Genomic DNA, 13,735 nt, shown 5'->3' on the forward strand with positions numbered 1-13,735 from the left:
CTAAATCGCTGCTGCTCTGGACCACCGCTCTCATCCGATTACGGCCCACCATCACCTGCAATGGCTATCGGATCAACAGAATTACTTTACCCTTCCCCAAATTGCGACATCAAGATTTCGAACTCCTCGTCTGTCAGCTCGAATATGAAGTCCGCGGGAAATCGGTCCTTGTTTCGACGGACTTGCTCGTTGAGTCGGCGCGTTTCAACCTCGTACAGCACTGCGAGATCGCTATCGAGCAGTACACGCTGACCGCGCAGCACGATGATTGATTGCGCAATGCGCTCAGTAGGGGCGAGGGCGCCTGTTCTATCCTTCGGCATCAGAACTCCTCAAGTGCTTCCTTGCTGGCGAGGATGCTATCTGTGGGGAGAATGCAGTGTGTGCGAGATAGAGGGCCCGAAGAATCTCGTAAAGAGGCGCCGCTGGTGCTCGGTTTGCAGTCCGACCTCGTGCGCACTTGCACACCGAAATCCAGCTTGGGGCTATGATCGCTGCGCGACAGACTTGAGGGCAGTCCCATGCTGGAGAATCGCTCGATGCCGTCCAGCGGCGTCATCCCGGTGCTGACTTATCCGGATGTGATTGAGGCGAGCAGGTGGCTTTGTGCCGCGTTCGGTTTCCGAGAACGTCTCCTGATAGGAGCTCACCGTGTGCAGCTTCAGGCGGGAACGGGCGCGGTGGTCGTTGCGAGTGGCGCCGCGAGTGAGATGTCGCGCGCCACCGTCTCCGTGATGATCAGAGTCGCAGACGCTGCCGCGCACTTCGTACACGCGAAGACGCACGGAGCGACGATCATCAGTGAGCCAACGGACTATCTCTATGGAGAGCGGCAGTACTCTGCGCAGGATCTCGCGGGCTATGTTTGGACGTTCTCGCAGACCATCACCGATGTCGATCCTGCGAGCTGGGGTGGAGTGCTCAAAGAAGGTTAGGGGCCATTTTGCAGGTTGTTAGTGCGCGCCCGCCCGCTCCATACTTCGCTTCGAAGTCTGAGCCCGCCCCTTTGGTCGGTAGTAGGACTTCCCCGCCCGCCGTAAGGCGGGCTTTTCATTTACGTCGGCCATACGACGATGCCTGGCGGCTCGCCACTTTTCGGTAGGCCGCATAAGCGTTGAGGTCGGCCAGCTGGATAAAGAACGATTCCTTGGAGCGACGAGCGCAACCGCGTTCTTGCTGTCGCCGCGGTGAATGCCGTGTGAGCAGTCCGTGCGCAGGCGCGCAAGTCGATGACGCCTCCCACCGTGACGCCCATCACACTCGGCCCCGCCAGGCCGGGCCGGCTATCGGCCCCCTAGTCCGCTCCCTTAGCGGCACCTTTCCAAACTGTGACCAACGCCCGCCGGGTGGGAAGGCCCGTGGTCCGGGAGTTGCACCCTATAGGGCGTGCGACGGAATACCGACGCCGGGAACAGACAACGGATTTTTGACGACGACGAATGGCCACAGCCACTGCAACCAGCTCCAAGCTCGACCTGAAAGCGCTCCTGCGCTCTGGCATCGGTGTGCCGGTGGGCGTGTTGGCGACGTTGGCGATGGTGATTCTGCCGTTGCCGCCGATCGCGCTGGATGTGCTCTTCACGTTCAACATCGCGCTGTCGCTGATCGTGGTGATGGTGGTGTTCTATGTGCAGCGGCCGCTCGAGTTCGCCATTTTTCCGACGGTCCTGCTGCTCGCGACGTTGCTTCGTCTCGCGTTGAACGTGGCGTCGACGCGTGTGGTGCTTCTCCACGGTCACACGGGCGGGCACGCGGCCGGTAAGGTGATTGCTTCGTTCGGTGAGTTCGTGATCGGCGGGAATTACGCGGTCGGTGTGATCGTGTTCGCAATTCTCACCATCATCAACTTCATCGTCGTGACCAAGGGTTCGGGTCGTATCTCCGAAGTGACGGCGCGGTTCACCTTGGACGCGATGCCCGGCAAGCAGATGGCGATCGACGCCGACCTCAACGCCGGGTTGATCACGCAGGAAGAAGCGCGCACTCGTCGTGGCGAAGTGCGTCAGGAAGCGGATTTCTACGGTTCGATGGATGGTGCCAGCAAGTTCGTGCGCGGTGACGCGACGGCGGGCATTCTGATTCTGGTGATTAATATGTTGGGCGGCCTGGGCATCGGCATGATGGCTCACGGCATGGCTTTCAGCGACGCGGCTCGGACTTACACGCTGCTCGCCATCGGCGACGGTCTGGTCGCACAGATTCCGGCGCTGCTGCTCTCGACCGCGGTCGCGATCATTGTGACGCGCGTCTCAAGTGCGCAGGACATGGGCGGCGAATTGTCGAAGCAGTTGTTCGGTCAGCCGCGGGCGCTGGCGATCGCTGCGAGCTTGCTGGGTGTGATGGGCATCATCCCGGGCATGCCGAACCTGCCGTTTCTGATGATGGCGGCGCTGTGCGGTGGTGGTGCTTATATGCTCCACAAGCGCGCTCAGCAGCAGCCGTCCGAAGAAGAAATGGCCGCTGCGGCCGCCGCTGCAGCTCCGCCGCCGGCGGCGACGGAGTCGAAGGAGCTCACGTGGGATGACGTGCAGCCGGTCGACATCATCGGACTGGAAGTCGGTTATCGACTGGTGCCGCTCGTTGACAAAGCTCAGGGCGGCGATTTGCTCGCGCGCATCCGGGGCGTTCGTCGCAAGCTCACGCAGGATCTGGGTTTCCTGGTACAAACCGTACACATTCGCGACAACCTCGACCTGGCGCCGAATTCCTATCGCATCAATCTGGCCGGCGTGCCGGTGGGCGATGGCGTGATCTATCCCGAGCGCGAGCTCGCCATCAACCCGGGCAAGGTGTTCGGTCGTCTGACCGGTATCGAGACGCGCGATCCGGCGTTCGGTATGGAAGCGGTATGGATCGAGCCTTCCATGCGCGATCACGCGCAGACGCTCGGCTATACGGTGGTCGATGCCAGCACCGTGATTGCCACGCACTTGAGCAATGTAATTCAGACACACGCCCATGAGCTGCTCGGTCATGAGGAAGTGCAGCACCTGCTCAACACGCTCGCGAAAACTGCTCCAAAGCTTGTCGAAGATCTCACTCCGCGACTGCTGCCGCTGGGCACGGTGGTCCGCACCTTGCAAGGTTTGTTGGCAGAGCGAGTTCCGATCCGAAACATGCGCACGATCGTCGAAACTTTGGCGGAGCATGCGGCGCGTACTCAGGATCCGGTGCAGTTGCAGTCGCAAGTGCGCGTCGCTTTGGGTCGGCAAATCGTTCAAGACATCGCCGGGATGTCCACCGAGTTGCCGGTCATCACGCTCGAGCCCGATCTGGAGCAGCTGTTGACGAATTCGCTGTCGGGGACCAACGCCGCGACGCCGGGCCTCGAGCCGGGCCTGGCGGAACGGATGCAGCGTCGCCTGGCGGAAGCCGCGCAACGTCAGGAGCTGACGGGTGAGCCGGCGGTGTTGCTGGTGCCGCCGCAGCTGAGACAGACGCTGGCGCGCTTCATGCGCTCGATCGTGCCGAGCATGCATGTGCTCGCTTGGAATGAGATTCCGGACAACCGCAAGGTGCGATTGGTCACTGCCGTCGGGCGTTGATGTGAGTCGTTGAGAGTAGTTAGCTCGTTATGAAGATCAAACATTATCGTGCCGAAGACATGCGGACAGCGTTGCGCCAGGTGCGCGATGCGCAGGGTCCCGACGCGGTGATCTTGTCGAGCCGTCGCGTGCCGGGCGGCGTCGAAGTCGTCGCTGCCGTCGACTACGAAGGCGAAGACGCTGCGACGGAGCAGTTGGCGGTCGATAGCGGGCTCGTCGATACGTACGGTGCCGAGCGTCGTCAGGCACAAAGCAATGTTTCGCAGGCTGCGCCTGCACGCGCCGTCCAGCATGACCCGGCGTTGTTCAGTGGCGCGTCGAAGCCCCGCACGCAGAGTGCGCCGGCCAATGAATATATGAACGAGCGCGCCGAGCTGGCGCGCCAGTTTGCCGCCCAGGCGCAGCCGCGCGCTCAGCAGACGACGAATCGTTACATCGAAGAGAGCGACGACGGCGCGCAGCGTTACGCGACGGCCGAGCGTTCGCCGGCAAATCGCGCGGGCTCTAACGAGCGCGCTCGCTACGCGACGGAAATGCAGGCAGCCAGCGACCGCGCTCGCTACACGTCTGAGGCACAGACCTCTGCTAGCCGCGCTCGTAACTCTGCTGAGACGCAGGCAGCTAGCGACCGTGCCCGGTACGCCGTTGAGGCCGAGCCGGTGCGCGATATGGATCGGCTCGATCTGATCGACGCGAACAGCGATGTCAACGAAGAGCTCCGCACTCTGCGTCGCATGCTGGAAACGCAGCTGGCGACGCTGGCTTGGAACGATCTTTCCCGTCGCTCGCCGATTCAAACGGAACTGCTCAAGCAGCTGACGCAGCTCGGTCTCGCGCAGGAACTCGCGACGGAAGTCGTGACTCAGATGCCGACGCGTCTCGAGTTGGCCGAAGCGAATCGTCTGGCGCTCGCGCTCCTTGCGCGAAAGATCGAAACGACGGGCGGTGAGCGGTGGATGGATGGTGGCGGAGTCGTAGCGCTCGTCGGTGCGACGGGCGTGGGTAAGACCACGCTGATCGCCAAGCTCGCTGCTCGCTGGGTGATGCGCCATGGCACTCGTGACATCGCGCTGATCTCGACCGATTCCGTTCGCATCGGCGCGCAGGAACAGGTTCAGACGCTCGGTCGCCTGCTCGGCGTGCCGGCCTATGCACTCGATGGCTCGGCCGAGTTGGCCGATGTGCTCGAACATCTCGCCGACAAACGTTTGGTGTTGATCGACACCGCCGGCCTGAGCCCGCGCGATCCGCGCCTCGAACAGGAGCTCAAGCTCTTGGCCGCCGCGAGCAAGCGCATGGAAACGACGCTCGTATTGTCCGCGTCCGCGCAGGCCGGTGCGATCGAAGAAGCCGTCACGCGATTCGCGCCGGCGAAGCCGACCACTTGCGTGCTCACCAAGCTGGACGAAGCAACCAGCCTCGGTGGTGCGATTTCAACATTGATTCGGGCCCGCCTGCCGGTGACGTATGTCAGCGAAGGTCAGCGCGTCCCGGAAGATCTGGCTCCCGCGCGTGCGCATCAGTTGATCGCGCGTGCCGTCGATTTGTCTCGTAAGTCTGGCGCCTCAGCGGATGAGGACTTGTTACGTCGCCGATTCGGCACCGTGGCGCACGCCATCGCATGAACCTGACGACCCGTTCAATTTCTCATCTTTGACGAAGTATCTATGGAATCCATTCAATCGATCGGTCTGCAACGAGCCGCGAATCCCGGGCCGGTGCAGGTGATTGCAGTCACCGGCGGCAAAGGTGGCGTCGGCAAGACCAGCGTGTCCGTGAACCTCGCGACCGCGCTGGCCAGCACCGGCCGTCGCGTGATGCTGCTCGATGGCGATCTCGGTCTGGCCAACGTCGACGTGTTCCTCGGTTTATCGCCGCGCTACACAATGGCTCACGTTTTGAACGGCGAGCGCACGCTCGAAGAAATTATCCTGGAATCGCCGCACGGCATTCAGGTGGTGCCTGGTGCATCGGGGGTGGCCGAGCTGGCTAATCTCTCCGCCGCGGGTCATCTGAGTCTGGTGCAGGCGTTCAGCGCGATCAGCACGCGAGTCGACACGTTGATCGTCGATACGTCGGCCGGCATTGCTCATAGTGTGGTCCAGTTCACACAAGCCGCGCAGCACGTGCTGCTGGTGGTGTGCGACGAACCGGCCTCGATGACCGACGCGTATGCGCTCGCCAAGGTGCTGAGCCGCAACCACGGCGTGAACAAGTTCCAAGTCGTAGCAAACATGGCCCGCTCGCCGGGCGAAGGTGCTGGTTTGTTCGAGAAGCTGCAGAAGGTCACCAGTCGGTTCCTGGATGTCACCCTGGAATATGTTGGGGAAATCCCTGAAGACCCGTATTTGCGCCGTGCGATTCGTGAACAGCGTCCCGTCGTGAGCGCGTTCCCCGCGTCTCCCGCCTCGCGTGCATTCAAGAAATTGGCGCTGAAGGCCGATAAGTGGCCTGTGCCGGAGGGTCCGCGAGGCAACCTCGAGTTCTTCGTGGAGCGGTTGGTGCGCCGTCCCCAGGTCCGCCTGGAGGTGGTGAAATGAGCGGCTTGCGTGCTTACCAGGGCGCAGCCACTGCCCCCAAGACCGATGCTTTGGTCGTCCGTCATGCCGAGCTGGTCAAACGAATCGCCTATCACCTGGCGGGACGTCTGCCGGCCTCGGTCGAAGTATCCGACTTAATCCAGGCCGGCATGCTCGGCCTGCTGGAAGCCGCGTCCAACTATACGGCGGATCGCGGAGCGAGTTTTGAAACGTATGCGGGTATCCGCATTCGTGGCGCGATGCTCGATGCGCTTCGCAAGCTGGACTGGGCGCCGCGCTCGGTACATCGCAAGGCGCGTGCAGCGGCCGCGGCCGTGCGTGAGCTGGAAGCGGAGTTTGGCCGCGAAGCTCGCGATGTCGAGATCGCCGAGAAGATGGGTGTGTCGCTCGATGAGTACCACCGCATCGCTCAGGACGCGGCGAGCTGCCGGGTCGCGAGTCTCGACGATTCGAGCGGCGACGAGGAGTCGTTGCTGGGCCGGGTGGAAGACGAGGGCGCGGATCCGTTCCTCGATGCGACCGAAGACGGGTTTCGCTCGGCGCTGGCCGGCGCGATCAAGGAGCTGCCGGAGCGCGAGCGTCTGGTGATGTCGATGTACTACGACGACGAGCTGAATCTGAAAGAGATCGGCGCGGTGTTGAAGGTGACTGAATCGCGGGTTTGCCAGCTGCACGGACAGGCACTGGTGCGTTTGAAGGCTCGATTGTCGGATTGGCGTGACCGCGTCGAGAGCCGGATCTGAGAGAGGAGAGGCTGAAGTGAGCAAAGATATGAAGTTCCTGGTGGTCGACGACTTCTCGACCATGCGTCGAATCATCAAGAATCTGTTGAACGATCTGGGCTACCAGAACGTGCAGGAAGCCGACGACGGCCAGACCGCGCTGCCGATCCTGCAGGCCGGCGGCATCGAATTCCTGGTCACCGACTGGAACATGCCGGGCATGCCGGGCCTCGACCTGTTGAAGGCGGTGCGCTCCGATCCGAAGCTGGCGAAGCTGCCGGTGCTGATGCTGACCGCGGAAGCCAAGCGCGAGCAGATCGTCGAAGCGGCGCAGGCCGGCGTGAGCGGCTACGTCATCAAACCGTTCACCGCGGTTACGCTCAAGGAAAAGATCGACAAGATCTTGGAGCAGCGCGCGGCCTAAAGCCAGCGCACGCCACAAGCGAACATTGAGCTGACCATCATGACTTCAGGCATAGAAGCGCTACGCAAAGATTACGGTTCGAGCATTGCTACGTTGGCCGGCGCGCTCGCCGCCGGCGACGAGCACTTGTTTCTTTCCGAACTGGATCTGCTCGTGCACAAGCGCGAACGCACGCTGTTCTCCGAGCTGCGTAAGCTGACCGGCGATCTGCAATCCGCGCTGGATCGTTTCAGCGTCGACTCACGGCTGGTGGACCTGGCCGAAAAGGAAGTGCCGGATGCACGCGCACGCCTCGATCACGTGTTGAAGATGACCGACGAAGCGGCTCACCGCACGATGGACCTGGTGGAACAGTGCGGCCCGCTCGCCGATCGCACCTCGCGCAGCGCCGGTGACATCAACGAGATGTGGACCAAGTTCCGCGCTCGCAAGATCGAGATCGATGAATTCCGGGCCATGATTCAGAAAATGGACGCGTTTCTCGCGGCCTCGCGCACCGATATGGATAAAGTGCGCGGCAACCTGACCGAGGTGCTGATGGCCCAGGGCTATCAGGACTTGTCGGGTCAGATCATTCGCGGCGTGATGAAGCTGGTCTCCGAGCTCGAGACCGCGCTGGTGGATCTGGTGCGTCTGTCGCGCACGGGCCCAGGCGCATTGCCGGTCGAGAAGCCGGCGGCGCCCAGCGACGGCATGTCTCGCGGCTTCGGTCCGGCGGTGCCGGGTGTCGACAACGGCCCCTCGGCCAGCAGCCAGGATGACGTGGACTCGTTGCTCGCAGGGCTGGGCATGTAGCAACCCGCGCTGACTGCTCAAGGGCGATCAGTCAGCACGCAGCGACGCAAGTTTAAGAAGGAAGACGAACTCGCCCCATGGATATTCTTTCGCTCATCGGCCTGGTGCTCGCGGCCTGTGCGATCCTCATCGGCGCCGTGCTGAAAGGCGCCGGGATCCATTCGCTATTGTCGGGCGCGGCTTTCATGATCGTGGTGGTCGGCACGATCGCCGCCATCTGTATCCAGACGCCGCTGCACGTGATGAAACGTGCGCTCTCGATTCTGCCGTGGGTGTTCAACCCGCCGACGACCGAGCGCGACACCATGATCAAGAAAATGGTCGAGTGGAGTAACACGGCTCGCAAGCAAGGCTTGCTGGGCCTCGAGTCGTTGATCGAGCGCGAGCGCGACGAGTTCGTGCGCAAAGGCTTGCAACTGGTGGTCGACGGCAGCGAGCCGGAGATCATCCGCAGCGTCATGGAAGTGGACCTGCATACGCGTGAGCAGGCTGACACGCGCGCGGCCAAAGTTTTCGAAGGCATGGGAATTTACGCACCGACGCTCGGCATCATCGGCGCCGTGCTGGGCTTGATGGCGGTGATGCAGAACCTCGCCGATCCGGCCAAGCTCGGTCACGGTATCGCGGCCGCGTTCGTTGCAACGATCTACGGCATCGGTTTCGCCAATCTGTTCTTTCTGCCGGTCGCCAGCAAGCTCAAGGTATCGATCCAGGGCTTGAGTCAGACGCGCGAGATGGTGATCGAAGGTATGATCTCGATCGCACAGGGCGAGAACCCTCGTAGCATCGAAGCGAAGCTGCAGGGCTACTTGCACTAAGCGACCCAGGAAACATCATGGGCCGCCGTCATCAACACGAAGAGCATGCCAACCACGAAGCGTGGGCCATCCCCTATGGCGACCTCGTGACGTTGCTGCTGGCGTTCTTCGTCGTGATGTACGCCATGTCCTCGGTCAACGAGGGCAAGTATCGAATTCTCTCCGACTCGCTCGTGGCCGCGTTCCGCGGCTCGCCTCGTACGCTGCAACCGATTCAAGTCGGTGAGAAGAGTGTCGGCTCGGGCGCCGATATCAACATGACGATCGTGCAGCAGGCGATGCTCAACGGGCAGCCTCGCAGCATGCTCGAGCCTTCGCCGTTGCAAGTTGCCGATCAGAGTCAGGGCGCTCGTCACGCCGCCGACAATGCTTATGAAGCCGAGCATTCGTCCTCGGCGGTGGCAGAACTGGAAAGCGTCGCTGCCGAAGTCGAGCAGGCGATGGGCGAACTGATCCGCGATCAGATGATCGTGGTACGCCGGCACGGCTTGTGGGTCGAAGTTGAGATCCGCACCGACATCCTGTTCCCCAGCGGTATCGCGAAGCTGTCGGAGGAAGCACAGAACATTCTGAAGCAGCTGGCGCTGACGCTGAAGCCGTTCCCCAATGCGATCCGCGTCGAAGGTCACACCGACAACCGGCCGATCAAGTCCGCCGCGTTCACGTCGAACTGGGAGCTGTCGGCGGCACGCGCGGCCAGCGTGGTGCACCTGTTCACCGACGCCGGCATGGACCCGCATCGTCTGGCGATTGTCGGCCTGGGTGAGTTTCGTCCCGCCTATCCCAACGACACCGAGCAGAACCGTAATCTGAATCGCCGCGTGCTGCTGGTGATTCTGAGCGGTAGCGGCAATCCCGAAGGCGAATACGCCGGCGATCGCGGTCAGCCGGAGGTGGCGCCACCGCCGCCGCCACAGCCACAAGCGCAACCCCAACCCGCAGTCACCACCGCGCAAACCATCGAGCCCCCCGCGTCCCCGGGCGGCAGATAAACTTTCCGTAACGGCGGCGCTTGGAACCGCCGTCGACGCGGCGCGTTATCTGCCAGATCCGCGAAGCAAATCCGCGGAATAACGGAACAAGGCGCTGCAGCGCCTTAAGCGGGTCCATGACTGCATCTCCTCCCCCCTTGTCGATGGGGCACAACACCGGGCGCAATGCGTTTGCGATGCTCGCGTGCCGGATTGGCGCGGACCTGCTCAATTTTCTGTTGTTTCTGGTCGTGTCCCGGCGCTTCGGCCCGGAGGGCATGGGCGAGTACGGTTATGGCTTCGCCCTGGCGGGCCTGGTTTATTACGCGGCGACACTTGGCATCGATGAGTTCGGGGTGCGTGAGTATTCGCGCCTGCCGGTGGAGCGGCGCCCGGCATTGATTTCGAATCTGCTCGGCTCGCAGATCTGCATCGCTGTGGTCGTGACGTTCGTGCTCCTCGGCTACTTATTGATCACGCAGCCCAGACCGACCACGCTGCTGATCATCATCTCGATGACTATTTATCAATTGGGCGCGGCGTTTTCGGCGACGTTGTTCGTGCCGGCCATGGCTCAGCAACAGATGCTGCCGCCGGCATTCATCAATCTGCTCGGCAGGGGTTCCGCTTTCGTCATCACCGGTCTGCTGATCTGGGCGTTCGAATGGTCGCTGCATGCCGCCTCGGTGGCGTTTGCCGCCGGCGGTTTGTTGATGCTGGCACTGGCGTTGCGCTCGGCGGCGGCGTTCAAGGCGCAGCTGCTGCCGAATTTCGCCACCAGCAATGTGCTCGACGGGACGCGGCGGTTGTGGTCGTTCGCGGCGGTGGGGCTGTTAGGTCAATTGTTGAATCGTATCGGCGTGATCGCGTTGTCGCTGCAGTTGGGAGAAGCGGCCGCGGGTGTCTATGCCACCGGGCTCAAATTGGTCGAGGTGGCCTGTCTGCCGCTGGTGTTCATCGGCGTGGCCGCCTATCCGCGCCTGTGCCTCGCGTTCGCGGATCCGGCGGTATTTCGAAGACTGACACGTCAGGGCCTGATCATTGGCACGGCGCTGGCGGTGATATTGGCGCTGTCGATGTATCTGTTGGTGCCGCCGCTGCTGGTGCCGGTGCTCGGCGAGCGGTTCGCAGGCTCCGAAACAATCATCGCGACGATGGCGGCCATCGTGTTCGCGCAGGGCCTGGAAATCGTGCTCGGCCGTCTGATGCTGGCGGCGAATTTGAATGTGGCGCGAGCAGTGCGGATCACCCTGGGCACGCTGGTCTGCGTGCTACTGACGGTTAGCTTTACACCTTTGTTCGGAATTCACGCGACCATCGCCGCGCTGGTTGGCTCTTATCTGTTGGTGGATTTACTCTATTTCGGCAATTTGTCCGGCGCGCTGCGCCGGCGCAGCTACGCTCCCGGCCTGACATGAAACAGTTGACCAAGGTCCTGTTGAAAAGACTCAGTCGCGCGGCGCGACCTTATCTGCAATCGTCCGGGCTGCTGCAGGTCTCGGGCGTGTACAACCATTCGGCCATGGCATGGCAGCCGGGCGCGGAACAGATCGTGGTCCTGGCGCCCCACATGGACGATGAAACGATTGGCTGCGGTGGAACGTTGGCTTTGCATGCCCAACGCGGAGCGCAGATCACAGTGGTGTTCCTCACGGATGGGCGCAATGGCAGCAGTGAGGTAAACACCTTGTACGGCCAGGAACGAAAGCAAAAGCAGCGGGAGCTGATCGAATTGCGCATCACCGAGGCACGGGCGGCGCTACAACGGCTTGGCATCAGTCGCATGGTTTGCCTGGACGCGGAGGACGGCGCGCTCGATAAATGCGACTGGGTGGCGGAGAAGTTGCGCGACGTGCTGTTGAAACATCGGCCGCAGCTCGTCTACCTGCCGTTCTATCTGGAAGAGCATCCGGATCATCGGGCCACGAGTCGTATCTTGCTGGATGCCGTGGCGGGCACGTCGCTCGAGTTCCAGTGCATGGGCTACGAGGTGTGGACGCCGCTGTTCCCGAACTGCCTGGTGCGGATCGACAGCACCATCGATACCAAGAAGCAGGCGCTGCAGGAGTATCGCAGTCAATTGAAACAATGCGACTACCTGCACGCCAGTATCGGCTTGAATGCGCACCGCTCGGCGGGGCTGATGAATCCGCCCGGTTTTCAGGGCGGTTACGCCGAAGCGTTTTATGCGACGCCATTGCCCCAGTACCGCGAGCAATTCACGGCTTATCGTAGGCACTGAGTTGATGTCATGCGCTTAGGGATCATGTTGCGTCACTTCGATCAGCACGAGGGCGGGGTGAAGGTCTACACCCGCGAAGTCGTGCGCTCGCTGATCGAAATCAATCGCCAGCATGAGATCGTGCTGTTGTTTCGGAATCGACAGCGGCTCGGCACGTACCGAGGCATCGACGGCGTGCAGGAAGTGCTGCTGGAAGGCGGCCCGATTCTGTATTGGGATCAGATCAAAGTGCCGCGCGCGGTGAAGAAGCTCGGCATCGACGTGTTGTTCAATCCCAAGTATTCGATTCCGCTGCGGGCGAAGTGCAAGACGTCGTGGGTCTGTCACGGGCTCGACTGGTACGCCATGCCCCAGGCTTCGGCGTTTCTCGATCGAATGAGTCATCGCTATCTAGTGCCGCGCTATGCGGCCAAGGCCGATGCGTTGATCTCGGTGTCCGCCGTCACCACCGATCATCTGCAGAAATATCTGCAAGTGCCGCGCGAGCGGATTCACACGATTTATTCCGGATTGAACGAGGGCTTTCGCACGCGGCTGTCGCAGGCCGAGCTGGAACAGGTTCGCCAGCGCTTCTCGTTGCCGCCGCGCTTCCTGTTGTACTGTGGCGCTGTCTATCCGCCGAAGAATTTCACGCGCTTGATCCAGGCGTACGCCAAGGTCGGTCCGGCGCAAGGCATCCCGCTGGTGATCGCCGGCGGCGGCAATCGCTATCTGTCCGAGCACGAGCTGCACGAGCCTGAGCGTCAGAATATTTCCGAGTGGGTGAAATGGCCGGGCTGGATCGAGAACAAGGATCTGCCCGCGTTCTATCAGATGGCCGAAGGTCTGTTGTTGCCGTCGTTATACGAGTCGGTCGGCATGCCCATCATGGAAGCGATGGCGTGCCGTTGTCCGGTGCTCACGTCGGATCGCTTCGGCACCAAGGAGATCTCCGGCGATGCCGCGTTGCTGGTCGACCCGGAATCGGTGGACGCGATCGCCGCGGGCATCGATCGCTTGCTCAACGACCGGCAGCTGCGTGAGACCAACATCGCGGCGGGCCTGGCGCGTGCCGAGCGGTTCTCCTGGACCCATACCGCCAGCGAATTGCTGGGCGTTCTGGAAAGCCTGTAGCATCGTCCCACTGCAGTTGAACAAACTGCGCACTACCAGGCGGGGGATGCCATGCGCGTTCTGGAAACCGAGAGGCTGGTGCTGCGGCGGCTGACGCTCGACGACGCTGAATTCATTTTCAGGCTGGTCAACGAGCCGGCATGGCTGCGCTACATCGGCGACAAGCACGTGCGCAATCTGGACGATGCGCGCAACTATCTACGCACCGGGCCGCTGGACATGTACGAGCGCTTCGGCTTCGGCATGTTTTGCGTCGAGCTGAAAGCGACCGGCGAGGTGGTCGGCTCGTGCGGCTTGCTGAAACGGGATATTTTGCCGGATCCGGATATCGGCTATGCGTTCCTGCCCGAGCATTGGGGCAAGGGGTATGCGCTGGAAGCCGCGGCCGCCGTGCTCAAGTATGGCCATCGCGAGCATCGTTTGCCGCGCATCCTCGCCATCACTTCGCCCGACAACGAGCGCTCGATCCAGGTGTTACAGAAGTGCGGCATGCATTTCCAGCGCTTCATCGAGATGGCGGAAAAGGATCAGGTGAAGCTGTTCGCGCTCGAGTTCGTCGGCTGAG

15 protein-coding genes are annotated in these 13,735 nt (G+C 62.0%); 13 read left to right on the top strand and 2 right to left on the bottom strand.

Annotated elements, in window-relative coordinates:
- Positions 1-86 precede the first annotated feature (86 nt).
- On the bottom strand, positions 87-323 hold the full coding sequence (locus ACFPN2_RS04140) for an ORF6N domain-containing protein (RefSeq protein WP_380595320.1): 237 nt from the start codon (positions 321-323) through the stop codon (positions 87-89).
- Positions 324-539: 216 nt separating this feature from the next.
- Here ACFPN2_RS04140 and ACFPN2_RS04145 point away from each other — a divergent pair, with 216 nt between their 5' ends.
- The gene (locus tag ACFPN2_RS04145; protein ID WP_380595605.1) at positions 540-935 is read left to right on the top strand and encodes a VOC family protein; all 396 of its coding nucleotides are present in this window, start codon (positions 540-542) and stop codon (positions 933-935) included.
- Positions 936-1,050: 115 nt separating this feature from the next.
- On the opposite strand, the gene ACFPN2_RS04150 is transcribed toward ACFPN2_RS04145, so the two are convergent.
- A complete protein-coding gene (locus ACFPN2_RS04150; RefSeq protein WP_380595606.1) occupies positions 1,051-1,206 on the bottom strand; it encodes a DUF3800 domain-containing protein in 156 nt (51 codons plus the stop codon).
- 233 nt (positions 1,207-1,439) lie between these two features.
- On the opposite strand from ACFPN2_RS04150, the gene flhA reads away from it, so the two are divergent.
- From flhA to ACFPN2_RS04210, 12 genes are all read left to right on the top strand, one after another.
- Complete coding sequence (gene flhA, locus ACFPN2_RS04155; protein ID WP_380595322.1) at positions 1,440-3,545, top strand: flagellar biosynthesis protein FlhA; 2,106 nt, start codon at positions 1,440-1,442, stop codon at positions 3,543-3,545.
- A gap of 29 nt (positions 3,546-3,574) precedes the next feature.
- Positions 3,575-5,170 (top strand): flagellar biosynthesis protein FlhF, encoded by a 1,596-nt coding sequence (gene flhF, locus ACFPN2_RS04160; RefSeq protein ID WP_380595324.1) that lies wholly within the window; start codon positions 3,575-3,577, stop codon positions 5,168-5,170.
- Positions 5,171-5,212: 42 nt separating this feature from the next.
- Positions 5,213-6,085 (top strand): MinD/ParA family ATP-binding protein, encoded by an 873-nt coding sequence (locus ACFPN2_RS04165; RefSeq protein WP_380595326.1) that lies wholly within the window; start codon positions 5,213-5,215, stop codon positions 6,083-6,085.
- The gene (locus tag ACFPN2_RS04170) at positions 6,082-6,828 is read left to right on the top strand and encodes an RNA polymerase sigma factor FliA (protein WP_380595328.1); all 747 of its coding nucleotides are present in this window, start codon (positions 6,082-6,084) and stop codon (positions 6,826-6,828) included. Before ACFPN2_RS04165 ends, ACFPN2_RS04170 begins: the two co-directional genes overlap by 4 nt.
- A gap of 28 nt (positions 6,829-6,856) precedes the next feature.
- A complete protein-coding gene (gene cheY / locus ACFPN2_RS04175) occupies positions 6,857-7,231 on the top strand; it encodes a chemotaxis response regulator CheY (RefSeq protein WP_129645882.1) in 375 nt (124 codons plus the stop codon).
- 39 nt (positions 7,232-7,270) lie between these two features.
- On the top strand, positions 7,271-8,026 hold the full coding sequence (locus tag ACFPN2_RS04180) for a protein phosphatase CheZ (RefSeq protein ID WP_380595330.1): 756 nt from the start codon (positions 7,271-7,273) through the stop codon (positions 8,024-8,026).
- Between the two features lie 77 nt (positions 8,027-8,103).
- The gene (locus tag ACFPN2_RS04185; RefSeq protein ID WP_380595332.1) at positions 8,104-8,844 is read left to right on the top strand and encodes a flagellar motor protein; all 741 of its coding nucleotides are present in this window, start codon (positions 8,104-8,106) and stop codon (positions 8,842-8,844) included.
- A gap of 17 nt (positions 8,845-8,861) precedes the next feature.
- A complete protein-coding gene (gene motD / locus ACFPN2_RS04190; RefSeq protein ID WP_380595334.1) occupies positions 8,862-9,836 on the top strand; it encodes a flagellar motor protein MotD in 975 nt (324 codons plus the stop codon).
- A 116-nt stretch (positions 9,837-9,952) separates the two neighbouring features.
- Entirely contained in the window at positions 9,953-11,233 is a 1,281-nt protein-coding gene (locus ACFPN2_RS04195; RefSeq protein ID WP_380595336.1) for an oligosaccharide flippase family protein, read from the top strand.
- Positions 11,230-12,057 carry a PIG-L deacetylase family protein gene (locus ACFPN2_RS04200; RefSeq protein ID WP_380595338.1) on the top strand — a complete coding sequence of 276 codons (828 nt, stop codon included), beginning with the start codon at positions 11,230-11,232 and terminating at the stop codon, positions 12,055-12,057. The genes ACFPN2_RS04195 and ACFPN2_RS04200 overlap by 4 nt, the downstream gene beginning before the upstream one ends.
- Before the next feature lie 9 nt (positions 12,058-12,066).
- Positions 12,067-13,170 (top strand): glycosyltransferase family 4 protein, encoded by a 1,104-nt coding sequence (locus ACFPN2_RS04205; protein ID WP_380595340.1) that lies wholly within the window; start codon positions 12,067-12,069, stop codon positions 13,168-13,170.
- Between the two features lie 51 nt (positions 13,171-13,221).
- Complete coding sequence (locus ACFPN2_RS04210) at positions 13,222-13,734, top strand: GNAT family N-acetyltransferase (protein ID WP_380595342.1); 513 nt, start codon at positions 13,222-13,224, stop codon at positions 13,732-13,734.
- The last annotated feature ends 1 nt before the right edge of the window (position 13,735 follow it).

Source organism: Steroidobacter flavus (assembly GCF_042651805.1).
Lineage (GTDB): Bacteria > Pseudomonadota > Gammaproteobacteria > Steroidobacterales > Steroidobacteraceae > Steroidobacter > Steroidobacter flavus.

Coding starts and splice junctions, on each gene's coding strand:
- ACFPN2_RS04140 (WP_380595320.1), bottom strand. CDS start 323: ATGCCGAAGGATAGAACAGGCGCCCTCGCCCCTACTGAGCGCATTGCG.
- ACFPN2_RS04145 (WP_380595605.1), top strand. CDS start 540: ATGCCGTCCAGCGGCGTCATCCCGGTGCTGACTTATCCGGATGTGATT.
- ACFPN2_RS04200 (WP_380595338.1), top strand. CDS start 11,230: ATGAAACAGTTGACCAAGGTCCTGTTGAAAAGACTCAGTCGCGCGGCG.
- ACFPN2_RS04170 (WP_380595328.1), top strand. CDS start 6,082: ATGAGCGGCTTGCGTGCTTACCAGGGCGCAGCCACTGCCCCCAAGACC.
- flhF (WP_380595324.1), top strand. CDS start 3,575: ATGAAGATCAAACATTATCGTGCCGAAGACATGCGGACAGCGTTGCGC.
- motD (WP_380595334.1), top strand. CDS start 8,862: ATGGGCCGCCGTCATCAACACGAAGAGCATGCCAACCACGAAGCGTGG.
- ACFPN2_RS04185 (WP_380595332.1), top strand. CDS start 8,104: ATGGATATTCTTTCGCTCATCGGCCTGGTGCTCGCGGCCTGTGCGATC.
- ACFPN2_RS04165 (WP_380595326.1), top strand. CDS start 5,213: ATGGAATCCATTCAATCGATCGGTCTGCAACGAGCCGCGAATCCCGGG.
- flhA (WP_380595322.1), top strand. CDS start 1,440: ATGGCCACAGCCACTGCAACCAGCTCCAAGCTCGACCTGAAAGCGCTC.
- ACFPN2_RS04180 (WP_380595330.1), top strand. CDS start 7,271: ATGACTTCAGGCATAGAAGCGCTACGCAAAGATTACGGTTCGAGCATT.
- ACFPN2_RS04195 (WP_380595336.1), top strand. CDS start 9,953: ATGACTGCATCTCCTCCCCCCTTGTCGATGGGGCACAACACCGGGCGC.
- cheY (WP_129645882.1), top strand. CDS start 6,857: ATGAAGTTCCTGGTGGTCGACGACTTCTCGACCATGCGTCGAATCATC.
- ACFPN2_RS04210 (WP_380595342.1), top strand. CDS start 13,222: ATGCGCGTTCTGGAAACCGAGAGGCTGGTGCTGCGGCGGCTGACGCTC.
- ACFPN2_RS04205 (WP_380595340.1), top strand. CDS start 12,067: ATGCGCTTAGGGATCATGTTGCGTCACTTCGATCAGCACGAGGGCGGG.